The organism is Pantoea sp. SIMBA_079 (assembly GCF_046940275.1).
GTDB classification, from domain to species: Bacteria; Pseudomonadota; Gammaproteobacteria; order Enterobacterales; family Enterobacteriaceae; genus Pantoea; species Pantoea borealis.
In genome coordinates this window covers 45,438-68,232 of the sequence record NZ_JAWRYR010000001.1, presented here as the reverse complement: position 1 = coordinate 68,232, position 22,795 = coordinate 45,438, and the positions used below count along the sequence as shown (strand labels likewise).

The following is a 22,795-nucleotide window of genomic DNA, read 5'->3' as shown; positions in this document are numbered from 1 at the left end:
GGTCATCACAAACTGGAAGAATGACTGGAGCGAACCATGAAAAAAACAGGCCTTCTCGTCCTCGCCTCATCCCTGCTGGCTTTTTCAGTAACCTCTGCGCTGGCAGCGGTACCACAGCGCACCGAGTGTATCGCCCCGGCCAAACCCGGCGGTGGTTTTGACCTGACCTGTAAGCTGATCCAGGTCTCCATGCAGGAGACCGGCCAGCTCACCTCGCCCATGCGCGTGACCTACATGCCAGGCGGCGTCGGCGCAGTGGCCTATAACGCCATTATTGCGCAGCGCCCGGCCGAAGCGGGTACGCTGGTAGCCTTCTCCGGCGGGTCGCTGCTTAATCTGTCACAGGGCAAATTTGGCCGCTATTCCGTGGACGACGTGAAGTGGCTGGCCGCCGTCGGCACTGACTACGGCATGGTGGCGGTACGCGCCGACGCGCCGTGGAAAACGCTGAGCGAGCTGATGGAGGCGATGAAAAACGATCCTAATAAAGTCGTCGTAGGCGCCGGCGCATCAATCGGCAGTCAGGACTGGATGAAAACCGCGCTGCTGGCGCGTGAAGCCGGTATCGATCCGCGCAAAATGCGCTATGTCGCCTTTGAAGGTGGCGGCGAGCCGGTGACCGCACTGCTTGGCAACCATATTCAGGTGGTGTCCGGTGATATGAGTGAAATGGTGCCACACCTGCAGGGCGGCAAAATGCGCGTGCTGGCGGTGATGAGCGACAAACGTCTGCCGGGTGAACTGGCCGATATCCCCACCGCTAAAGAGCAGGGCTTTAACGTTGAATGGCCGGTGATCCGGGGTTATTACCTGGGTCCTAAAGTCAGCGATGCGGAGTACCAGTGGTGGGAAGATTCGTTTAAAAAACTGGTTACCACCAAAGAGTTTCAGCAGCAGCGCGATTTGCGCGGCCTGTTTGAATTCAACATGTTTGGCAGCGAACTGGATGCTTACGTGAAAAAACAGGTCGCTGACTATCGTGAAAAAGCGAAATCGTTCGGGCTGGCGAAATAGCGGAGGCAATAATGAGCGATCGTATTTTTGCCGCCATCTGGCTGGCGCTCTGTATTGCCGGCCTGTTTATCGGCTGGCAGATCCAGAGTGAATATAGCTATGAGCCGGTCGGTCCGCGCCCTTTCCCGCTGCTGCTGCTCGGGCTGATGGCGATCTGCGCCGTTATGATGCTGCTGCGCAAGCCTGACGCTATTCAGTGGCCGCAGGCGAAGACGCTGAAGAAACTGCTGGCGCTCTGCCTGATGCTGCTGGCCTATGGCTGGCTGTTTGAACGCATGGGCTTTCCGCTCTGCACGACCCTGCTGACCTTTGGTATCGGTCTGCTGTTTGGCGCGCGCTGGTGGGCGGCGGCGATCTCTGGCGTGGTGATGGGCGTGGCGCTGTTTTACGCCTTCGACCGGCTGCTTGACGTAACGCTGCCGATGGGCAGCTGGCTGAGTTAACAGGAGTCAATAATGGATACCTGGTCTTTTCTGATGCAGGGCTTCGCTGTCGCTATGACGCCGGAGAACCTGATGATCGCCCTGATCGGCTGCTTTATCGGCACCATTGTCGGCTTACTGCCGGGGCTGGGCCCGATTAACGGCGTGGCGATCCTGATGCCGCTGGCGTTTGCTCTGCACCTGCCGGCTGAATCAGCGCTGATCCTGCTGGCTACTGTCTATATCGGCTGTGAATATGGCGGACGTATCTCTTCGATTCTGCTGAATGTACCGGGTGACGCAGGCGCTATCATGACCGCGCTGGATGGCTATCCGATGGCGCAGCAGGGGAAAGCGGGCGTAGCGCTCTCTATCTCCGCCGTCAGCTCGTTTGTCGGATCCACCATCGCGATTCTCGGCATCATTCTGTTTGCCCCGATTCTGGCAAACTGGTCGCTGGCGTTTGGTCCGGCGGAATATTTTGCCCTGATGGTGTTTGCCATCGCCTGCCTCGGCAGCATGATGAGCCACAACCCGCTGAAATCATTCCTGGCCGCCCTGATCGGTCTGGGTATGGCTACCGTGGGCGTCGATGCGAATACCGGTGTTTATCGCTTTACCTTCGACAGCGTACACCTCTCCGACGGCATTCAGTTTGTGGTGGTGGTGATTGGCCTGTTCTCGGTCAGCGAAATTCTGCTGATGCTGGAATCCACCAGCGGCGGTCAGAAGATGGTGCGCGCCAGCGGCCGCATGATGTTCAATATGAAAGAAGCGGCCCAGGCAACCGGCGCCACGCTGCGCTCCTCCTTTCTGGGCTTTTTCGTTGGCGTGCTGCCGGGTGCGGGTGCCACTATCGCCAGCGCTATCGCCTATATGACGGAGAAGAAGATCAGCGGCAGCGACCAGTTCGGCAAGGGGGATATTCGCGGCGTGGCAGCACCGGAAGCAGCAAATAATGCCTCGGCGTGTGGCTCGTTTATTCCGATGCTGACGCTGGGCATTCCGGGTTCCGGCACCACGGCGGTGATGGTGGGCGCGCTGACGCTCTATAACATCACACCAGGCCCGGCGATGTTTATCGAACAGCCTGACATTGTCTGGGGTCTGATTGCCGCACTGCTGATCGGCAACGTGATGCTGCTGATCATGAATATCCCGATGATCAATATCTTTGCCCGCATGCTGACCATTCCGCTCTGGTTTCTGGTGCCCGCCATTGCCGCCATTTCCGCCGTCGGCGTGTATGCGGTACACAGCACCACGTTTGACCTGCTGCTGATGGTGGGCTTAGGCATCTTCGGCTATATCCTGCGCAAGATGGATTTCCCGATGTCGCCGCTGATCCTCGGCTTTGTACTGGGTGAAATGCTGGAGCAGAACCTGCGTCGTGCGCTCTCGATCAGTAACGGTAATCTGCCGATTTTGTGGGAGAGCCTGATCTGCAAAGTGCTGCTGGTGCTGGCTATCGCGGTGCTGGTTGTGCCATTCGTCTGGAAACGCTGGCGGCGCAGCCGCTTCAGAGCGGCGGAAGCAGAATAAATCCGGATGTTATTGCTTTTCTGATATCAGCCCCCGTGGATTTCCCGGGGGCTTTTGCTATCATATGCGCCTCTTTTTCCGGCGCACCCGGATCTGACTCGTTTTTCAAGGATTCCGCCATGCAACCTCTCAGCGGTCCCGGTGTGCCCGCGGGCGATCGTTCTGCGCTTACCGGTGCTTCCGGCCCGGCTCGCCCCGGTGGTCCGGCCGGCGAACAGCCTCTCTCTCCGGCGCAGCGCACTACGCTGGAACGGCTTATTGTACGCATTATGTCTCTCAGCACCCTGAAAGCACCTGAGCTGTGGGCTGGCGTACGCCACGAAGTGGGCGTGAAGAGCGATGCTGACTTTCAGTCGCGCCATTTTCCGGCCGCTGAACAGCACCTCAACCGTCGTCTGAGCCAGGTGCAGGACAGTCATGCCACGCGCCAGCTGCTTCAGCAGCTGCAGGATAAGCTGCCGCAGGGCAATAACCGTCAGGCGGTAAGCGACTTTATACGCCAGCAGTTTAATCAGACGGTGTTAAGTGCACTGAGCCAGGATCAGCTGCGGCAGGTTCTGACCATGCTGCAGAACGGTCAGATGGCGATCCCGCAGCCGCAGCAGAGCCGCAGTACCGATCGGACATTGCTGCCGGCGGAGCAGCAGGCGCTGAACCAGCAGGTGACGCGGCTGGCGGCCACAACCGGCGAGTCGCCGGTAAAACTGCTGACCGACGCGCTGAAACTGGTGAATCTTAAAAGCGGCGATCCGGTGCCGTCGCGGCACTTTCCGCTGCTGACGCAGTATCTGCAGGTGCGCCAGACGCTGGGGCAGCACAGCGCCCCCACGCTGCAGCTGCTGGAAAGCTCGCTGAAGCAGCCGCTGAGCCGTGATGAACAGCAGCTGCTGCAGGATTACAGCCAGCGGCGTTTTCAGGCGACGCCACAAACCGTGCTGACCGCGACGCAGTGTCAGGACCTGCTGAATCAGCTTTTCAGCCGCCGGGCTGAGCGCGGTGATACGCTGCCGCTGGCTGACAGTGCGCGCCAGCCACAGCCTATATGGGCGCCGTTTACAGAGATTCTGCCGCGCCCGCTGGCGCAGCGCCCGGCGCTGTCGCTGATCATCGCGGTGGGTGTGGTGCTGTTTCTGCTCTGGCTGCTGGCCTGAGTCAGCAGCCGCACCCGGCCGCAGCACCGTGCTGTGGCCACTCTCCCGCGGCGGTTCCCCCTGCCAGCGGATGTCCGTCGCGCTTCCAGAAATCCAGCCCGCCAATCAGCTCTTTAACCTGAAATCCCAGCGCTGCCAGTTTCAGTGCCGCTTTGGTTGAGCCATTGCAGCCAATGCCGTCGCAGTAGGTGATATAGACCTTGCTGCGATCGAGCGCCGCCGTGCTGTGTGCGCTGATGGTACGGTGGGGAAACGAATGCGCGCCGCAGATATGTCCTGCAGCATAGTGTTCAGGGCTGCGGGCATCAAAAACAACAATGGCAGCCTCGCCGCGGGCCAGATCCTCTGCCAGATCCCAGGCATCGGTGTAATAGCGCAGCTTATGCTGCAGATACGCGTAACTCTCTTCCGCACGGGCGGCGGGATAGTGTAATACAGTGGACATACTCTTCTCCTGTTGCGATTTGCCCCTACTTTACGGCAAATTGGCCTCTGCCATGAGACCCTTTCTGTCAGAGTGATAAGACCATTATGTATCAGGAACTGATCGCGCTTTTTCAGCAGCAGGTGCAGGGAGGACGACGCGAGCGCCTCTGCCGCGCTCTGCGTCAGGCGATAATCAGCGGCCAGCTGCGCTACGGTCAGAAGCTGCCCTCCAGCCGTCAGCTGGCCGCAGAGCTCTCAGTCGCGCGCGTCACCACGGAAGCGGCCTACGCGCAGCTGGAGAGCGAGGGCTATCTGCAGCGCCACACCGGACGCGGTACTTTCGTCGCGATTACGCTGGCTATGCCGTCAGAAGCGCAATCAACCCGTCAGGCGCCGCATTTCTCGCAGCGTGGCCTGCAGCTGCTGGCGACCGGCGGCTGTCAGGATCCGCCCTTCCCTGCGGCGTTTGCCGCCGGATCGCCCGATTTGCGGGCTTTCCCGCACGCCCAGTGGCGGCGCATCAGCAGCAGCGTACAGCGCCGGCTCGGCAGCCGCGTAATGGGCTACGGCGATCCGCTCGGCTACCTGCCGTTGCGTGAGGCGGTCTCGGAGTATCTGAGTCTGTCACGCGGTATGCGCTGTCGCCCGGAACAGGTCATCATCCTGACCAGTTCTCAGCAGGCGCTGCAGCTGCTGGCGCTGCTGCTGCTGGATCCGGACGATGAAGTCTGGCTGGAGGATCCTGGCTATCCGGGGGCACGTAACGCCTTTCTTGCCGCAGGCGCGCACTGCCGGGCGATGCCGCTGGATGAAAACGGCGCGATCCCGCTCTCCGGTCGCGCCCGGCTGGTTTACCTGACGCCCGGGCATCACTATCCAACCGGTATAGCAATGAGCCTGCCGCGACGGCTGGAGTGGCTGGCATGGGCGCAGCAGCATAACAGCTGGCTGATTGAAGACGATTACGACAGCGAATTTCATTACGGTGAACGACCTGCGCCGGCGTTGCAGGGCATGGCGCGTGACAGCAGAGTGATCTCGCTGGGAACCTTTTCCAAAACCCTGTTTCCTTCCCTGCGCCTGGCGTGGATGGTAGTGCCGCCGCAGCTGACTGAGCCGCTGGGCCGGGCGCGCAGCGTGCTGGATGGTCACAGCGCGCTGCTGCCTCAGGCTATTACCGCTGAATTTATGCAGCAGGGCCATTTTGCCAGCCATCTGCGTCTGATGCGTCAGCTCTATCACTACCGGCGCGACCGGCTTCTGGACGAGATTTGCACCCGTATGCAGCCGTGGCTGCGGCCGTTCCCGGCAAACGGTGGTCTGCAACTGACTGTCGCGCTACTGCAGGGCAATGAGGCCGCGCTGACGCAGCAGGCTGAGGCTGCGGGTCTGCTGCTGCCGCGCCTCTCCCCGCTATACCATGCGACTGCGCCGCAGCCTGGCTGGCTGCTCGGTTTCGCAGCGCTGACGCCGGCTGAGATCGCCAGCGCCTGCGACACGCTGGTTATGCTGCTGGCGCGCGGCGCGCGCAGCACCCGGTAAGGACGGAACCGGCCACGGCGCAAAGCGCGCCGGCGAGATAGACAGCGCCATAGCCCGACGCCGTCGCCAGCAGGCCGGTTAGCGGGCCGCTGATGGCATAGGCGATATCCTGAAAAGCAGAGAATGCGCCCAGCGCGGTGCCGCGTACCTGCGGGGCGACGCGACGCACCACTTCAACCCCCAGCGCCGGAAATATCAGCGAGCAGCCGCAGCCGGTCAGCGCCGCCCCTGCCAGCGCCAGCCAGCCTGAGGTGGCAAAGGCAAGCAGCAGCAGGCCCAGCGCCTCCACCAGCAGTGACGCCAGCGCCACCCGGATCCCGCCATAACGATCCGGCAGATGACCAAAGAGGATACGTACTCCGGTAAAAGCGCAGCCAAATGCGGTAAGGGCAAAGCCGGCGTGCCCCCACGCCTGGGCTGCAAAATAGAGGGAGGTAAACGTCCCGATCACCGCAAAACCGGCGCCCTGTAGCGCCAGCACCAGCCCCGGTGAAAAAATAGCGCTGATAACGCTCCACAGCGCCGGCCGCATGCCGCTGGCGACCGGCACCGCACGGACCCAGCCGTTAACCATCAGGGCCAGCAGCGGCAGCAGCAGCGCTGCACCGCTGATAGCCAGCAGCCCGCCATGCTGATACATCAGCACGCCCAGCGGAGCGCCTGCCGCCAGTGCACCGTAGATTGCCATTCCGTTCCAGGACATCACCCGACCCGAGTGCCTGGCCCCCGCCAGTCCCAGCCCCCATGTCAGATTACCGGTAAGCAGCAGGCTTTCACCCACGCCCAGCAGCAGACGCGCCAGTACCAGCAACACAAAGCGTATGCCAGGCGCGACCGGCAGCAGCACGGCGGCAGCATAGGCCACCCCTGTCAGCGCAATCGTCAGCATACCGTAGCGGGTGGTGGCGCGCGCACCCTGCTGATCCGCGCGCCGGCCGGCAAAACTGCGCGTCAGCAATGTGGCAAAAAACTGGCTGCCTGTTGCAATGCCCACCATCAGGTTGCTCATGCCAAGCTCCTGATGCACATACAGCGGGATCACCGGCAGTGCCAGTCCGGCAGTCAGATAGCTGAGGAACACGGCAAATGAGGTACAGGCGAGCGGTAATACGGACGCGTTAGCGTGAACAGTCATGTTTGCGCACTCCCTGTCAGCAACAATAGCGCACGAAAATTATGGGGGAAAACAGGAGTGTATGCAGGTCAAAGCGGGGTTGTCAAAGCGGCTCAGGCTGAGCAAAGAGAGGCAGGCTGCCATGCCGGCAGCCTGTGATGTCCCGTCAGCGGACGGGACGCGGGCAAATCAGCCCTGATATTTACGCATGGTCAGCGTGGCGTTGGTACCGCCAAAGCCGAAGCTGTTGGACATGACCGTGGTCAGCGCTTTTTCCGTTGGCTGCGTCACGATGTTCATGCCTGCAGCGGCGTCATCCAGATCGTCAATGTTGATACTCGGCGCGATAAAGCTGTGCTCCAGCATCAGCAGGGTGTAGATCGCTTCCTGCACGCCCGCCGCACCCAGGGAGTGGCCGGTCATGGCTTTGGTTGCTGAAATGTATGGCGTGTTGTCACCAAATACTTCGCGAATGGCGCCCAGCTCTTTCACATCGCCAACCGGCGTGGAAGTGCCGTGCGTATTCAGATAGTCGATCGGCGCATCAAGGCCCTGCATCGCCATCTTCATGCAGCGCACTGCGCCTTCACCGGATGGCGCAACCATGTCAGCACCGTCAGACGTTGCACCGTAACCGACAATCTCAGCATAGATATGTGCACCACGTGCCAGCGCGTGCTCCAGCTCTTCAACCACCACCATGCCACCGCCGCCGGCGATAACAAAACCGTCACGGTTCGCATCATAGGTGCGTGAGGCTTTCTCAGGTGCATCGTTGTATTTGGTAGAGAGTGCGCCCATCGCGTCAAACTCGCAGGACATTTCCCAGGTCAGCTCTTCACCGCCGCCGGCAAAAACCACATCCTGTTTGCCCAGCTGAATCTGCTCAACGGCGTTGCCGATGCAGTGTGCTGAGGTGGCGCAGGCAGAGCTGATTGAGTAGTTCACACCGTGAATTTTAAACGGGGTCGCGAGGCAGGCAGACACGCCTGAAGCCATGGCTTTGGTCACCACATAAGGGCCCACGCCTTTCAGCCCACGCGGGCCACGCATAGCGTCAGCACCAAATACCTGATAGCGCGGTGAACCACCGCCGGAGCCAGCGATCAGACCCACGCGCGGGTTGTTCTGATATTGCTCATCAGTCAGGCCTGAATCTTTAACCGCTTCCGCCATAGAAAGATAAGCGTAAATAGAGGCGTCACTCATGAAACGCACGATTTTGCGATCGATGAGCCCGTTGGTATCCAGTTTGACGTTGCCCCACACGTGGCTGCGCATGCCGGCTTCTTTCATCTCTTCAGAGAAAGTGATACCGGAACGGCCTTCACGCAGAGAAGCCAGCACTTCCTGCTGGTTATTACCAATGCTGGAAACGATACCCAGGCCAGTAATCACTGCACGTTTCATTCAATAGTCCTCATTCCACATCTTTTTGGATTGACGTGCACTCTAGCGTACAGTTGTACGCCGAACAAGTCCGATCAGCCATTTCCTTTTGTAAATTTGCGTCATGTGACGCCACTCGCTAAAATCGCGCCACTGCCTGAAAAATGAGCCTTTCCCGTGAAATTATCCCCGGTTGAACATGCGCAATTAACCTGGAACGATCAGGGTACACCTGTTTCCCGAGCGTTCGATGATGTCTATTTCTCTAACGATAATGGACTGGAAGAGACCCGCTATGTGTTTCTCGGCGGTAATCAGCTGCCGCAGCGTTTCAGCACGCATACGCGCGATCTGTTTATTGTGGCGGAGAGCGGCTTTGGCACCGGTCTGAACTTTCTCACGTTATGGCAGGCCTTCGATCAGTTTCGTGCGCAGCAGCCTGCGGCTGCGCTGCAGCGTCTGCACTTTATCAGCTGTGAAAAGTATCCGCTGACGCAGGCAGACCTCACCACGGCGCAGGCCCGCTGGCCGGAGCTGGCACCGTGGGCGACCCAGCTGCAGCTGCAGTGGCCAGCAGCGCTGCCGGGCTGTCAGCGGCTGCTGTTTGACGGTGGACGGGTGACGCTTGACCTCTGGTTTGGCGACATTAATACGCTGATAACAGAGTTTGATGAGAGCCTGCAGGGTCAGGTTGACGCCTGGTTCCTGGACGGGTTTGCGCCGTCTAAAAACCCGGATATGTGGACCCCGGCGCTGTTCAGCGCTCTGGCGCGGCTGGCGCGTGCCGGGGGAACGCTGGCAACCTTTACCGCTGCGGGTTTTGTCCGGCGTGGCCTGCAGGACGCGGGATTCACCGTCAGCAAACGCAAAGGTTTTGCGCATAAGCGCGAAATGCTTACCGGTACGCTGGCGCATGCCGTGGCGCTGCCATCCGCGCAGCCGTGGTATGCGCGGCCTGAAGCAGCAGGCCAGGATGTCGCCATTATTGGCGGCGGCGTCGCCAGTGCGTTACTGGCGCTGGCCCTGCTGCGCCGCGGCTGGCGCGTCACGCTCTACTGCGCCGATGAGGCCCCGGCGCTGGGCGCATCCGGCAATCGTCAGGCGGCGCTCTATCCCTTACTGAATCAGCACGACCCTGCGCTGGCGCAGTTTTTCCCTGCCGCTTTCAGCTTCGCGCGTCGCCTCTACGATAGCCTGCCGGTCAGCGCTGAACACAGCTGGTGCGGCGTGCTGCAGCTGGCGTGGGATGAAAAAAGCGCAGATAAAATTGCGCAGATGCTGTCCCTGTCGCTGCCGCCGGATATCGCTTACGGCGTATCACCGGCTGAAGCGGAACAGCTGGCGGGCGTCACGCTGGGAATGGGTGGCATCTGTTATCCGCGTGGCGGATGGATCTCCCCTTCTCAGCTTACCAGCAACCTGCTGGAGCAGGCTCAGACGCAGGGCCTGCGCCTGCACTGGCTGCACCGGGTTACACAGCTGACGTCGCATGAACCCGGCTGGACGCTGCATTTTTCCGCTCAGGCCGATGTGCAGCATCAGAATGTCGTACTGGCCAACGGGCATGCGCTGCGGACGCTGGAACAGAGTCAGGATCTGCCGGTCTACCCGGTCGCAGGTCAGGTAAGCCATGCGCCCTCGTCAGCAACGCTGGCAACGCTGCAGAACGTACTTTGTTACGATGGCTATCTGACGCCCGTCAGCCCGACGTTTGGCACGCACTGCATTGGTGCCAGCTATCACCGGGGTGACACCGCAACCGCTTTTCGTGCCGATGACCAGCAGAGCAACCGGCAGCGTCTGATTGCGTGTCTGCCGCAGGCAGCCTGGCCACATGAGATTGATCTCAGTCATAACGAGGCGCGGGTCGGCGTGCGCTGCGCCACGCGCGATCATCTGCCGATGAGCGGCAGCCTGCCGGATTACGCTGCCACGCTGGCGCAGTATGCTGACCTGCCGGGCCAACGCGCCCGCGGAGAGAAGATAGCTGAAGCACCGCACTATCACGGACTGTTCGTGCTGGGCGCGCTGGGATCGCGCGGACTCTGCAGCGCGCCGCTGGCAGCTGAAGTGCTGGCAGCGCAAATGAGCGGTGAGCCGCAGCCGCTGGACGCACCAACGCTGGCAGCGCTGAATCCAAACCGCTACTGGGTGCGTAAATTGCTGAAGGGAAAAAAGGCGGGACGCTGACAGCCGGGGCGAACGGTCGCCCCGCGTATCAGGCGGTCTGACGTGCCTGGCTAAACAGATTATCCCACATGCCGACCACCAGCGCCTGATCGCGCGGTGAGAGTTCACCTGCGGCGATAGCATTCTGCAGGCTTCTGGACACGACAATCTGCAGCGCTTCCGGCGTATGTTCACCGCTCTGCTCAATTTCCGCGACCGCCAGCGTCAGATGGCCGCGCAGATAACCGCTGGCAAACAGTTCATCATCACTGGCGTGGTCGACCATATCGTCAATCAGCGCCAGAATGCGGGACTCAAATTCTACGATCATCTCTCATTCCTTTCATGTTAAGCAGGCGAATTAAAGCGTTTCCGGCCACGGAAACTGCGCTGCAGTGAGCGCTGGCGTACCATAATAGCGGTTCAGCGCCGCAATAAACTGAGCCGGACGAGCCGGGATCCCCTGCTCCAGGTAGTGCATAACCTGGGCATGGACTCTGCGCTGAAACGCAATGCGATCGGGTTCACAATCGCCCTCGAGATTGTCACAGCTGACATTAAAGGGAAAGTCCGCCGCGACGCAGAACAACCACTCCAGCGCCTGCGGTTTTATTTCGACCGCTTCAAACTGGCTCTGCGTTTGCGCATCGCGCCCGTCAGGGCAGTACCAGTAGCCAAAATCAACCTGCTGACGCCGTGCGTCACCCGCAATACACCAGTGCGAAATTTCATGCAGCGCGCTGGCGTAGAATCCATGCGCAAAAACCACGCGATGCCAGGGTGATTCCGCATCTGCCGGAAGATAAATTGGTTCGTCATCCCCTTTAATTAGACGTGTCTTAAAAGTCTCAGCAAAGCAGCCGTCGAAGATGTCGATCAGCTGCTGATAGTGGTGTTCTGTCGGCATAGTCATCTGTCAGTTAATCATCTGGCGCCATTGTCGCACCGGCGGCGCGATTTGACGAGTCGGGTTTATCCTGCTGCAAACCAGGCCAGTATGTCGGCCCCGTGGCTGTCCCACAGCAGTTTGGCGCTCATGACCGCAGAAACGGTCACGACCATCGGGCGGATCAGCCGCTGACCGCGGCTCAGCACCAGCCGGGCACCAAGCCGTGCCCCGATAAATGCGCCGAGCAGCATCACCACGCCGGTTCCCCACACCAGCTTGCCGCCAAACATAAAGAACAGCAGGCTGGCAAAATTGGAGGTGAAATTCAGTACCTTGGCATGCGCCGTTGCTTTAGCGAGGTTGAAACCGCATAGCGTGACAAAGGCGAGTGCGTAAAAGGATCCGGCCCCCGGGCCGAAGAAGCCATCATAGAAGCCCACACAGCCGCCGCCCACCAGCGCAAACGCCACGCCCTGCAGACGATGTTCGCGATCCACTTCTCCCAGACGCGGCATGAGCAGGAACCAGAGCCCAATGGCGATAAGCAGCAGCGGCAGGATCTGCCGCAGGATATCGGCCTGGATATGCTGGATCAGCAGCGTGCCGCCGACCGCACCGAGAAACGTCATCGCAATGTTCAGCCGCTGGGCACGCAGGTTTACGGCGCCACGACGGACAAAATAGAGACTGGCAGAGAAAGAGCCGCCGACCGACTGCAGCTTATTAGTGGCAAGCGCCTGCGCCGGTGACAGCCCGGCCGCCAGCAGCGAAGGAACGGTCAGCAACCCGCCGCCACCGGCTATTGAGTCAATAAAGGCGGCCAGTATGGCGACAAAAAACAGTACGCCAAGGATAAGCGGGCTGACGATAAAAAGGTCCATTTCACTTCTCGCAGCAGGTAGCAGACAAGCCCGGCGCGGGGCGATGGCCGTTGCGCGCCGGGAGACGTATTCAGAGCCGGTGGTTATCCAGCAGCGCCTGGCAGGATGGCGGCAGCGGCGGCGGTGCTTTTTTTACCGGCGGCGTGCTGCCGGGCTTTTTCGGCAGAAACCAGCTCTCCAGCTCCGCTCCGCAACCATCTCCCGGTGGCGGCGGCGGCTGATCTTCACATTCCAGGCTGCCGGCCGGACAGCGCAGGCGCACATGCATATGCGCCCGATGCGCAAACCACGGACGTACTTTATGCAGCCACGCGCGATCGCTGCCGGCATCGGCGCACAGCTGCTTTTTGATCGCCGGATTCACAAAAATCCGCGTGACGTCGCTGTCTTTCGCGGCCAGCTTGATCAGGCTGTCAATCTGCGGCTGCCAGTGGCGGGCGATCACCTGTTTATCATCCGGCGCCACCAGATCCAGCGGCTGCGGCTTCAGCAGCTGCTGCGCGCTCCAGCGGCTCTTTGGCAGCTGCAGCCAGATGTCCACATCCAGTCCGGTCTGATGACTGGCGTGGCCACTGCTGAAACGTCCACCGGCCGCCATTCCCATATCGCCAATCAGCACCTGCCCCAGCTGCAGCTGACGGGTCTGAGTGCTGAGGCGCTGAATAAAGGCGATCAAATCGGGATGGCCGTAGTAGCGGCGCTGGTCCTGACGCATGACCTGATAGGCCGGTGCGTCAAGCGGCAGCGCCTGTGCGCCAATGATACAGCCATTGGCGAAGCCGCCAATCGACTGCGGCGCCCCGGAAACCGGGTGCTGGATCTGCTGCCACGGCGTGGCGGCAACGGCGACCGCGCTACCCAGCAGCGCGGCGAGAGTGAGCAGAGCGCGGCGCATCATCAGGCTCACCAGCGCGGCACGCTGCTGTTAACGTCAGCGTTTTGCCCGCGCTGGCGTAACAGGTGATCCATCAGCACTATCGCCATCATCGCTTCCGCAATGGGTACGGCGCGAATGCCCACGCAGGGATCGTGCCGCCCTTTGGTGATCATCTCTACCTCCTCGCCCGTGCGGGTGATGGTGTTACCCGGTACGGTAATGCTGGAGGTCGGTTTCATCGCCAGATTGGCGCTGATGGTCTGCCCGCTGCTGATGCCGCCGAGGATGCCGCCGGCGTGGTTGCTCTGAAAGCCATCTGTGCGGATTTCGTCGCGATGTTCGCTGCCGCGCTGGTTGACGACGGCAAAGCCATCCCCAATCTCCACGCCTTTAACGGCGTTGATGCTCATCAGCGCATGCGCCAGATCGGCATCGAGACGATCAAACACCGGCTCACCGAGGCCTGGTGGGACGTTTTCCGCCATGACGGTGACTTTTGCGCCAATAGAGTCGCCCTCTTTCTTCAGAGCGCGCATCAGCGTATCCAGCGCCTCCAGCTTGCTGGCGTCCGGACAGAAAAACGGGTTTTCTTCCACGATGCTCCAGTCTTTCAGCTCACAGGCGACGTCGCCAATCTGCGCCAGATAACCCCGCACCACAACACCGTGCTGCTGCTGCAGATATTTTTTGGCGATAGCACCAGCGGCCACGCGCATGGCGGTTTCGCGCGCTGAGGAGCGTCCGCCACCGCGATAGTCGCGCAGACCATATTTCTGCTCGTAGGTGTAGTCCGCGTGGCCGGGCCGGAACAGATCTTTGATTGCGCCGTAATCCTGCGAACGCTGATCGGTATTCTCAATTAACAGGCCGATAGAGGTGCCAGTGGTCACCCCTTCAAACACACCAGACAAAATTTTCACCTGATCCGGCTCGCGACGCTGGGTGGTATAGCGCGAGGTGCCGGGACGGCGGCGGTCGAGATCGTGCTGGATATCGGCTTCGGTCAGCGGAATACCGGGTGGCACACCGTCAACGATGCAGCCCAGCGCAAGACCGTGCGACTCGCCAAACGTGGTAACGCGAAAAAGTTGTCCAATGCTGTTTCCGGCCATGATGGCTCCTTGTTGCCATAGTGCGGGCGCTCAGGCGCGCCGCAAATTAATCTTTAAAAAAGGAGAAATGGTGCTGTGCTGCAACGATCTGCTCGCGCGTCAGCATAAAGACGCCGTCGCCACCGTTATCAAACTCCAGCCAGGTAAACGGCACGTCAGGATATTGCTCGATCATATGCACCATGCTGTTACCGACTTCGCAAATCAGCACGCCCTGTTCGCTCAGATAGTCAGGCGCACAGGCGAGAATGCGGCGTACCAGCTTCAGGCCATCGCTGCCGGCTGCCAGACCAAGTTCCGGTTCGTGATGATATTCGCCAGGCAGATCGCCCATATCTTCCGCGTCAACGTAAGGCGGATTGGTGACGATCAGGTCATATTTAACCGGTGGCAGGTTGCGGAACAGATCGGCGCGAATCGGCGTCACGTGATGCAGCAGGCCATGCTCTTCGATGTTTTGCTCCGCCACGGCCAGCGCATCGTGGGAGATATCCACTGCATCCACTTCCGCTTCAGGAAACGCATAGGCGCAGGCGATAGCGATGCAGCCGCTGCCGGTGCACATATCCAGAATATGCTGCGGCTGGCTGGCGAGCAGACCGGCAAAACGGTTTTCAATCAGCTCACCAATCGGTGAACGCGGGACCAGCACTCGCTCATCAACATAAAACTCATGTCCGCAGAACCAGGCTTTGTTGGTCAGATAAGCCACCGGAATACGCTCATTCACGCGGCGGATGACCCGCTCAACAATACGATGCCGTTCACTGGCAGTCAGGCGCGCATGGCGCATATCTTCAGGAATATCGAGCGGCAGCCACAGCGTGGGCAGAACCAGTTGGACCGCTTCGTCCCAGGGATTATCCGTGCCGTGGCCGTACCAGATGCCAGCCGCCGAAAAACGGCTGACGGCCCAGCGCAGCATATCCTGAATAGTGTGCAGTTCGTTTACTGCCTCATCGACGAAAATCTTGTCCACGTAGCCCTCCGCAGGCCATAAAATCAATCGGCCGATAGTTTGCCATGAAGCGGACCAGAATTCAGCGCAGCGAGGCGAAAAAGCTGACATTTGTCAGCGCTTAGCGGTAAGGTATCAGCCCGGTAAACTGCAACGTTGAAAGAATTTTCCCGCCATGAGTAAAAAGACGCCGCTGAACGACGACGATCAGGCGCTGTTTCGTCAGTTAATGACCGGGACGCGTAAGCTGAAACAGGACACTATCGTACATAAACCTGCGGTAAAAACCCGGGAAGTGCCGCTGAAACGTCTGCTTTCCGAGCAGGCTGACAACAGCCACTATTTTTCCGACGAGTTTCAGCCGCTGCTCTCCAGCGACGGCCCGGTGCGCTATGTACGCGCTGACGTCAGCCACTATGAACTGAAGAAGCTGCGTCGTGGTGACTATACGCCGGAAATATTTCTCGACCTGCACGGACTGACGCAGATGCAGGCGAAGCAGGAGCTGGGTGCGCTGATCGCCGCCTGCCGCCGCGAACACATTTTTTGCGCCAGCGTCATGACCGGCCACGGAAAACATATTCTTAAACAGCAGACGCCACTTTGGCTGGCGCAGCACCCGCATGTGATGGCTTTTCACCAGGCACCTAAACTGTTTGGCGGCGACGCCGCATTACTGGTGCTGATTGAGGTAGAAGAGTGGCAACCGCCTGAATTGCCTTAGCAGATGAGGTTGCAGGGTTGCAGGTTGCAGCAAGGCGACAAGTAAATGAATCCCCGGGAGCTTACATCAGTAAGTGACCGGGGTGAAAGCACGCAGCCAGTGCGGCTGCGGCCTGAACACACAAATTCCCCGAAATAATTCAGGTTGCAGCAAGGCGGCAAGTAAATGAATCCCCGGGAGCTTACATCAGTAAGTGACCGGGGTGAAAGCACGCAGCCAGTGCGGCTGCAGCCTGAACACACAAATTCCCCGAAATAATTCAGGTTGTAGCAAGGCGGCAAGTAAATGAATCCCCGGGAGCTTACATCAGTAAGTGACCGGGGTGAAAGCACGCAGCCAACGCTGCTGCGGCCTGAAGTATGAAGGGGAATCAGATAGCTTTAGCCAGCCTGGCCGGACTCACCTGCCACAAAAGTTTGCCCTCGCACTCATCAGCGTTAAAATCGATACAGGCGATAGCCGACGTAGCGAACATAGGCGGCGTTTCCTGCGGGCACAGCTCAGAAACCAGGTATCCTACCAGCGGCAGATGCGAAATCACCAGCACGGCTTTCACCCCCTGCAGCGCCAGCGCATGCAAATGCATTGCGACCTGTCCCGGGTCACCACCCGGCGTCAGTTCAGGGAGAACTTCCTGATTTTGCGGCAAATCCAGTGCCTCGCGCACCGTGGCGAGCGTCTGCCCGGCACGGAGATAGGGACTGACCAGCACCCTTCCGATATCCGGCGCCTGGTTGTTAAGCCAGCTCGCCATCTGACGTGATTCGTTACAGCCGCACAGCGTAAGGGGACGAGCAGAATCGCTCGCGGCTTCCAGAGCTGCATCGCCATGACGCATGATAAAAACTTGCATAAAGCACCGCTGTTGTTGGTCGATATCGCCCGGTACCGCAGCACCAGACGCTTCATTCTGCGAATGAAGGCTGTGTTTTACCCCAATGCCTTCAGTATAGTCAACCGGTTGCTCATTAAATAAGCGCCCGCTAAAACGCTACCGGCTGACGTATCGTGCGCCTGCTGTGCTAAGCGGCTGAATCTGCACTGCTCTTACCGAACGTGATTAAATGTAAAAATGCGCGTCCTGTTCTGCCCGCTTCAGCAACGCCTCGCATGGGGTAAAGCGATCGCCGTACTGCTGTGCGAGTGCCGTCAGTTTCTGCACCAGTGCAGCGCTGCCGTAGCGATCCATATAGCGGAACGGTCCGCCAAGGAAAGGCGGAAAACCGATGCCGAATACGGCAGCAATGTCACCATCGCGTGCCGAACGGATCACCGATTCATCCAGGCAACGCGCAGCCTCATTCAACAGCATCAGCATGCAGCGTTCAGCAATCTGCTGTTCACTCTGACGTGCCTCCGGCTTGATAGCGAGCAGCGTATAGAGGCTGTGATCCGCTTTACGTGCGCCGGGCCAGCGCCTCTTCTCATAGCGATAAAACCCTTTGCAGTTTTTTCGTCCTTTACGATCGTCAGCGAGAATGGCATCAACCGCAGCCTGCGGTGCAGCAAAGCGCGCGCCATACGCCTGCTCAAGCAGCGGACTGATTTTGCTGCCTGTGTCGATGCCCACTTCATCAAGCAGCTGCAATGGCCCTACCGGAAAACCCGCTTTTACCAGCGCCTGGTCGATGTGTTCAACCGGTTCACCTTCCAGCAGACAGCGTAATGCTTCATTAATATAAGGCGCGAGAATACGGTTTACGTAAAAACCCGGACGATCCGCCACCACTACCGCGGTTTTCCCCTGCTTTTGCGCCAGCCGCAGCGTGGTAGCCAGCGTTTCAGCTGACGTCGCGGCGTGCGGGATCACCTCCACCAGCGGCATTTTATCTGCCGGACTGAAGTAGTGCAGCCCGATGATGTTTTGCGGCCGCTGTGCCTGCGCGGCAATATCGCCAATAGCGAGCGAAGACGTATTCGAAGCAAAAATGGTGTCGGGCTGGCAGTGCTGTTCAATTTCCGCCACCATCTGCTGCTTCAGCGCGAGATCTTCAAATACCGCTTCAATAATCACATCGCGCTGGCTGAAGCCCTGATAGTCGGTGCCGCCGCTGATGCGCGCCATCTGCTGCTGCCGCTCCGCCGGTTTCAGCTGACGCCGCCTGACTTTCTTCGTGAGCAGATCCCAGCTGTAGCGCAGTGCGTGATTGACCCCGCTGAGCTGGATATCTTTGATGCGCACCGGCAGTCCCGCCTTCAGCGCCGTAACGCTGGCGATCCCGCCGCCCATCAGCCCCCCGCCCAGCACACCCACCTGCTGCAGCGTGCGCGCCTCCCCCTCTGTCGCGGCTGCTTTTTTCAGCGCGGTGGACGCGAAAAACAGGCTGCGCAGCGCCGCAGACTCTGGCGTCAGCGCCAGTTCGCCAAACGCCTGCGCCTCGGCCTCATGTCCCGCCTGACTGCCCTGCTCCAGCCCGGTGCGCACCACCTGCAAAATACGCGCAGTCGCCGGATAGTTGCCGTGCGTTTTTTTATCCGTCTGGCGCTTTGCCAGCGCAAACAGCAGCGGCCGGCCTACGATGCTCTGTGTAAAACGTGCCCGCTGTGGCAGAGGACGCGCTGCGCCTTTTCCTTTATGTACGCGCGCCACTGCTGTTGCCAGCAAAATAGCGTGCGGCACGGCATCATCCACCAGGCCCAGCTTAAGCGCCTGCCGGGCACGCAGTGCTTTACCGCTCAGCATCAGCGACAGCGCCTGCTCCGCCCCGATCAGCTGAGGCAGCCGCTGCGTACCGCCGGAACCGGGCAGCAGGCCCAGCTGCACTTCTGGCAACCCGAGGCGGGTTTTCTCATCCAGCGAACAGATGCGGGCGTCGCACGCCAGCGCCAGCTCCAGCCCTCCGCCCAGACAGGCACCGTGAATCGCCGCCACCACCGGAAACGGCAGCGCGGCGATTTCCGCCATCACGTCCTGGCCCTGCTTTGCCAGCGCCTGAGCTTCAGCGGGTGAATGACAGCGGTCAATCATGCTGATATCGGCACCCGCAATAAAATTGTCCGCTTTACCGGAAATCAGTATCAGACCTGCCAGCTGCGGATGCTGACGGGCTGCGGCTATGACCGCACGGATCTCCGCAGCAAACTCAGCGCGCAGGGTATTCATTTTTTCACCCGGCACATCAATGGTGATCACACCAACATGATCCGGACGCAGGGTTAATTCAAACGCGGTATTCTGCATTATTCAGCCTCCAGAACCATTGCGGCACCTAAGCCTCCCGCTGCACAGGCGGTGACCAGCCCCAGCCCGCCGCCGCGACGCCGCAGCTCATGCAGCGTCTGGGTTATCATGCGTGCACCGGTGGCGGCAAACGGATGCCCGTAGGCGATGGAGCCGCCCAGCACATTAAAACGGGCGTCATCAACCTCACCCAGTGCCTGTGGCCGGTTGAGTACCTCACGCGCAAAGCGGTCATCGCTGAACAGTTTCAGGTTGGCTAACGTCTGCGCGGCAAAGGCTTCATGCATATCAATCAGCGTTAAGTCATTCAGCGTAACGCCCGCGCGATCCAGCGCCAGCGGCGAGGCGTAAGCCGGCCCCAGCAGCATATCGGTATGCACACCAATAGCGGTAAATGCGTAGCTGCGCAGGTAGCCCAGCGGCGCAATCCCCAGTTCGCGGGCGCGCCCTTCACGCATCAGGATAAGCGCTGCCGCGCCGTCGGTCAGCGGCGTGCTGTTTGCCGCGGTGACCGAGCCATGACGCCGGTCAAAAGCGGGCCGCAGTCTGGCGTAATCTGCCGCGCTGGCGTTAAAGCGGATGGTGTTATCCTGCTCAACCGGCGCTTTCCACGGCGGCACAAAGGCGGGCATCACTTCCTGCTGCAGTACGCCGCTTTGCCAGGCCTGCGCGGCACGCTGGTGTGAGCGCAGCGCCAGCGCGTCCTGCTGCTCACGCGTGATGCCGTACGTTTTAGCCATCTGTTCAGCTGTATCCCCCATGCGCAGACCGGTTGAATACTCTGCTACAGCAGGTGGCACCGGCAGCAGATCGCGCGGGCGCAGACGCCGCAGGATCTGCAACTTTTTAGGTAAGGTTCGCGCCCGGTTAAGATCCACCAGCGCGCGCGCCAGCGTTTTACTGACGCCGATCGGTAATACGGAGGAGGAGTCGGCGCCGCCGGCAATACCCGCATCAATGGTGCCCGCCATCAGGCTTTCAGCAAGGTTAGCGACGGCCTGAAAGCTGGTCGCACAGGCGCGACTGACGCTGTAGGCGTCCGTGTGTACGCTCAGCCCGCTGCTCAGCACAATTTCGCGCGCAATATTTGGCGCTTCAGGCATTTGTACCACCTGGCCAAACACCAGCTGATCGATGACTTCAACCGGCAGTTCGCTGCGCACCAGCAGTTCGCTGACCACCATACGCCCCAGCTCCAGCGCCGGAATGCCGTGAAAATCGCTCGCCTGACGGGCAAAAGGCGTACGCAGCCCGTGAGTAATCGCGATACGTTCGCCCTGACGCGTCAGCAATGGCTGCGCTCTGCTCATTATTTTCCCCTGTAACCGACGATCTGACACCATTGCCAGACAGGTCTGACCTGATCGTCAGTGTTAACCATCCGGCGACTGCGCGCCAATAGCAAAGAGAAAAAAGTGCGAGGAAAAACACGAAAATGGCAATTCGCCGTCGCTGGCCGACGGCGGCAGGATCAACGCAGGGCGAGCTGAAAAATCAGCGCTTCAGCCTGACAGGCAAAGGTAAATTCAGCGTTCAGGCGTATGCCATCCGGCTCTGAGATAAAATGCGATGCTATCTGACAGGGTTCAGAAGCGGTGTGCTGTGCTTTCCCCGTCAGCGCGGCCAGCTTCGCTTCGGCAGCCTGACGATCGGGAAACAGTGCTGACCAGCGGGCGCTGCAGTCACTGTTATCAATCACGATACCTGTATCCACACAGCAGCAGGCTGCGGTCTCGCGGGCTCTGCAGTTATTAATGGTATGACTCATGAAGTTTCTCCGGCTAAAAAGCGGGCGCTGTTGGGGTGATTTTCTGTCAGAAAGTGTACGCCTGCGGGCCGTTTTCCTCTATGATTGCGTCGCTAAGTGACGAATATCACAATAAAATTTGATCCAAAACAAATCTGAGCCGGTATGCTGACGGCGCAGCATAAAGAAATTGTTAAGCAGATCTGATTTTATCGATCAAGTCTGTAATATTTGAAAAACATTATTGCAACTTACACACAGGTCAGACCTATACTCGTCGCACTGGTCTGATATGTCTGTTTAGTCTCAGTCCCTACAATCCGCCGTCCTTTGTTACGCGACGTGACAACGTTTAATAATAATTTTGATGAGGTTGTGGTCATGAACCATAAGAACCTGTTTGCAAAGTCAGCTGTGGCAGCTGCAGTGGCGCTCGTCTCCTCCCAGGTTTACGCCGCAGGCTTTCAACTTAACGAATTCTCAGCAATTGGATTAGGTCGCGCTTATTCAGGTGAAGGCGCGATGGGTGACACAGCAGCATCGGCCAGTCGCAACCCCGCCACCATGGCGCTGATGGAGAGCCCGATGTTCTCGATCGGCGCGGTCTATATCGATCCTGAAGTGGATATCAGTGGCCGCAGCCCGCTAACCGGCAACAGCCTGGATGCCAATAACATTGCGCCTAATCAGTGGGTGCCCAATATTCACTACGTTCAGCCACTTACCGATCGGTGGTGGGTGGGCGCGTCAGCAACGTCAAACTATGGCCTGGCCACAGAGTTTAACAATGGTTATGCCGCAGGGGGCTACGGCGGCAAAACCGACCTGATGACCGCCAACCTTAATCTCAGCACCGCGTATCGTCTGAACGAGCATCTGAGCGTGGGCGTTGGTTTTGATGCGGTTTACGCCCGTGCCAAAATCGAACGTTATGCCGGTGAAGCCGGCCCGGCAGTGGGCTTCCCGTCAGACCTGCAGGTCGCGCACCTCAAAGGCAATGAGTGGGGCTATGGCTGGAACGCCGGCGTGCTGTATGAAGTGGATAAAAATAACCGTTTCGGCTTTACCTATCGCTCTGAGGTAAAAGTCGACTTTGACGGCAACTATAAAAATGATATTCCGGCGGCGTTTGGCGGTACCGGCGGCTCAACGGTGCCCGGCTACCTGACACTGAACCTGCCGGAAATGTGGGAAGTGTCCGGCTGGCATAAAGTTGCGCCACAGTGGGCAGTACACTACAGCCTTGCCTACACCAGCTGGAGCCAGTTCCAGGAGCTGAAAGCGACCGGCAGCCGTGGTCAGACGCTGTTCCAGAAAGATGAAAGCTTTAAAGATGCCTATCGCATTGCGCTGGGTACAACCTACTTTTATGACGATCGCTGGACCTTCCGTACCGGTATCGCCTTCGATGACAGTCCGGTTCCGGCCGATAAACGTTCTATCTCTATTCCGGACCAGGATCGCCTGTGGCTGAGTGCCGGTGCGTCTTACGCCTTTACGCCTGAAGCGTCAGTGGATGTCGGTGTGTCTTATATGCATGGTCAGCACGTTACCGTTAATGAAGCCCCTTATACCTTTAACTCTGAAGGCAAAGCCTGGCTCTACGGTGCGAGCTTTAACTATAAGTTCTGATGACTGCAGTTGCATAAATAAGAAG

21 protein-coding genes are annotated in these 22,795 nt (G+C 59.4%); 8 read left to right on the top strand and 13 right to left on the bottom strand.

All coding sequences use genetic code 11. From position 1 onward, the window contains the following. The first annotated feature begins 36 nt into the window (after nucleotides 1–36). The 4 genes from SB719_RS00350 (at nucleotide 37) to flk (ending at nucleotide 4,129) form a co-directional block, all read left to right on the top strand. Nucleotides 37–1,014, top strand: a complete 978-nt coding sequence (locus tag SB719_RS00350) for a Bug family tripartite tricarboxylate transporter substrate binding protein (protein WP_412158753.1) — start codon at nucleotides 37–39, stop codon at nucleotides 1,012–1,014. An 11-nt stretch (nucleotides 1,015–1,025) separates the two neighbouring features. Then, the gene (locus tag SB719_RS00345; RefSeq protein ID WP_304235289.1) at nucleotides 1,026–1,457 is read left to right on the top strand and encodes a tripartite tricarboxylate transporter TctB family protein; all 432 of its coding nucleotides are present in this window, start codon (nucleotides 1,026–1,028) and stop codon (nucleotides 1,455–1,457) included. 12 nt (nucleotides 1,458–1,469) lie between these two features. Then, nucleotides 1,470–2,978, top strand: coding sequence for a tripartite tricarboxylate transporter permease (locus SB719_RS00340; RefSeq protein ID WP_304235291.1), 1,509 nt, complete (start codon nucleotides 1,470–1,472; stop codon nucleotides 2,976–2,978). 119 nt (nucleotides 2,979–3,097) lie between these two features. Further along, nucleotides 3,098–4,129, top strand: a complete 1,032-nt coding sequence (gene flk / locus SB719_RS00335; RefSeq protein ID WP_412158752.1) for a flagella biosynthesis regulator Flk — start codon at nucleotides 3,098–3,100, stop codon at nucleotides 4,127–4,129. Between the two features lies 1 nt (nucleotide 4,130). Here flk and SB719_RS00330 read toward each other — a convergent pair whose 3' ends face one another. Beyond that, nucleotides 4,131–4,574: a rhodanese-like domain-containing protein gene (locus SB719_RS00330; protein ID WP_412158751.1), complete on the bottom strand. Its 444-nt coding sequence runs from the start codon at nucleotides 4,572–4,574 to the stop codon at nucleotides 4,131–4,133. A gap of 86 nt (nucleotides 4,575–4,660) precedes the next feature. Between SB719_RS00330 and SB719_RS00325 the strand changes: the two genes are divergently transcribed. Beyond that, the gene (locus tag SB719_RS00325) at nucleotides 4,661–6,097 is read left to right on the top strand and encodes a PLP-dependent aminotransferase family protein (RefSeq protein WP_412158750.1); all 1,437 of its coding nucleotides are present in this window, start codon (nucleotides 4,661–4,663) and stop codon (nucleotides 6,095–6,097) included. Here the strand turns inward: SB719_RS00325 and SB719_RS00320 are convergent. Both SB719_RS00320 and fabB read right to left on the bottom strand, forming a co-directional pair. Continuing rightward, nucleotides 6,060–7,232 (bottom strand): arabinose transporter, encoded by a 1,173-nt coding sequence (locus tag SB719_RS00320; RefSeq protein WP_314687684.1) that lies wholly within the window; start codon nucleotides 7,230–7,232, stop codon nucleotides 6,060–6,062. The two genes, SB719_RS00325 and SB719_RS00320, sit on opposite strands and share 38 nt — an antisense overlap. A 168-nt stretch (nucleotides 7,233–7,400) precedes the next feature. Then, entirely contained in the window at nucleotides 7,401–8,621 is a 1,221-nt protein-coding gene (gene fabB / locus SB719_RS00315; RefSeq protein ID WP_065648804.1) for a beta-ketoacyl-ACP synthase I, read from the bottom strand. Nucleotides 8,622–8,777: 156 nt separating this feature from the next. Here fabB and mnmC point away from each other — a divergent pair, with 156 nt between their 5' ends. After that, complete coding sequence (gene mnmC, locus SB719_RS00310) at nucleotides 8,778–10,790, top strand: bifunctional tRNA (5-methylaminomethyl-2-thiouridine)(34)-methyltransferase MnmD/FAD-dependent 5-carboxymethylaminomethyl-2-thiouridine(34) oxidoreductase MnmC (protein ID WP_412158749.1); 2,013 nt, start codon at nucleotides 8,778–8,780, stop codon at nucleotides 10,788–10,790. Between the two features lie 28 nt (nucleotides 10,791–10,818). Here mnmC and SB719_RS00305 read toward each other — a convergent pair whose 3' ends face one another. The 6 genes from SB719_RS00305 to prmB form a co-directional block, all read right to left on the bottom strand. After that, nucleotides 10,819–11,100: a YfcL family protein gene (locus SB719_RS00305; RefSeq protein WP_039379145.1), complete on the bottom strand. Its 282-nt coding sequence runs from the start codon at nucleotides 11,098–11,100 to the stop codon at nucleotides 10,819–10,821. A 30-nt stretch (nucleotides 11,101–11,130) separates the two neighbouring features. Beyond that, on the bottom strand, nucleotides 11,131–11,676 hold the full coding sequence (locus SB719_RS00300; protein ID WP_065648802.1) for an elongation factor P hydroxylase: 546 nt from the start codon (nucleotides 11,674–11,676) through the stop codon (nucleotides 11,131–11,133). A 65-nt stretch (nucleotides 11,677–11,741) separates the two neighbouring features. After that, nucleotides 11,742–12,539 (bottom strand): sulfite exporter TauE/SafE family protein, encoded by a 798-nt coding sequence (locus tag SB719_RS00295; RefSeq protein ID WP_292976170.1) that lies wholly within the window; start codon nucleotides 12,537–12,539, stop codon nucleotides 11,742–11,744. A gap of 70 nt (nucleotides 12,540–12,609) precedes the next feature. Next, entirely contained in the window at nucleotides 12,610–13,434 is an 825-nt protein-coding gene (gene mepA, locus SB719_RS00290; protein WP_292976571.1) for a penicillin-insensitive murein endopeptidase, read from the bottom strand. Between the two features lie 8 nt (nucleotides 13,435–13,442). Next, entirely contained in the window at nucleotides 13,443–14,528 is a 1,086-nt protein-coding gene (gene aroC, locus SB719_RS00285) for a chorismate synthase (protein ID WP_065648800.1), read from the bottom strand. A 46-nt stretch (nucleotides 14,529–14,574) separates the two neighbouring features. Beyond that, nucleotides 14,575–15,507 carry a 50S ribosomal protein L3 N(5)-glutamine methyltransferase gene (gene prmB / locus SB719_RS00280; RefSeq protein WP_065648799.1) on the bottom strand — a complete coding sequence of 311 codons (933 nt, stop codon included), beginning with the start codon at nucleotides 15,505–15,507 and terminating at the stop codon, nucleotides 14,575–14,577. A 154-nt stretch (nucleotides 15,508–15,661) separates the two neighbouring features. On the opposite strand from prmB, the gene smrB reads away from it, so the two are divergent. Then, on the top strand, nucleotides 15,662–16,210 hold the full coding sequence (gene smrB, locus SB719_RS00275) for an endonuclease SmrB (RefSeq protein WP_065648798.1): 549 nt from the start codon (nucleotides 15,662–15,664) through the stop codon (nucleotides 16,208–16,210). Nucleotides 16,211–16,580: 370 nt separating this feature from the next. Here the strand turns inward: smrB and sixA are convergent, their stop codons facing one another. The 4 genes from sixA to SB719_RS00255 all read right to left on the bottom strand — a co-directional run bounded on the left by sixA (nucleotide 16,581) and on the right by SB719_RS00255 (nucleotide 21,159). Beyond that, nucleotides 16,581–17,063: a phosphohistidine phosphatase SixA gene (sixA, locus tag SB719_RS00270; RefSeq protein WP_065648797.1), complete on the bottom strand. Its 483-nt coding sequence runs from the start codon at nucleotides 17,061–17,063 to the stop codon at nucleotides 16,581–16,583. Nucleotides 17,064–17,270: 207 nt separating this feature from the next. Next, nucleotides 17,271–19,391, bottom strand: a complete 2,121-nt coding sequence (fadJ, locus tag SB719_RS00265; RefSeq protein WP_314689226.1) for a fatty acid oxidation complex subunit alpha FadJ — start codon at nucleotides 19,389–19,391, stop codon at nucleotides 17,271–17,273. After that, a complete protein-coding gene (gene fadI, locus SB719_RS00260; protein ID WP_292976161.1) occupies nucleotides 19,391–20,701 on the bottom strand; it encodes an acetyl-CoA C-acyltransferase FadI in 1,311 nt (436 codons plus the stop codon). Before fadI ends, fadJ begins: the two co-directional genes overlap by 1 nt. A 161-nt stretch (nucleotides 20,702–20,862) precedes the next feature. Further along, on the bottom strand, nucleotides 20,863–21,159 hold the full coding sequence (locus SB719_RS00255) for a YfcZ/YiiS family protein (protein ID WP_304235608.1): 297 nt from the start codon (nucleotides 21,157–21,159) through the stop codon (nucleotides 20,863–20,865). A 360-nt stretch (nucleotides 21,160–21,519) separates the two neighbouring features. Here SB719_RS00255 and fadL point away from each other — a divergent pair, with 360 nt between their 5' ends. Further along, nucleotides 21,520–22,770 carry a long-chain fatty acid transporter FadL gene (fadL, locus tag SB719_RS00250; RefSeq protein WP_065650435.1) on the top strand — a complete coding sequence of 417 codons (1,251 nt, stop codon included), beginning with the start codon at nucleotides 21,520–21,522 and terminating at the stop codon, nucleotides 22,768–22,770. The last annotated feature ends 25 nt before the right edge of the window (nucleotides 22,771–22,795 follow it).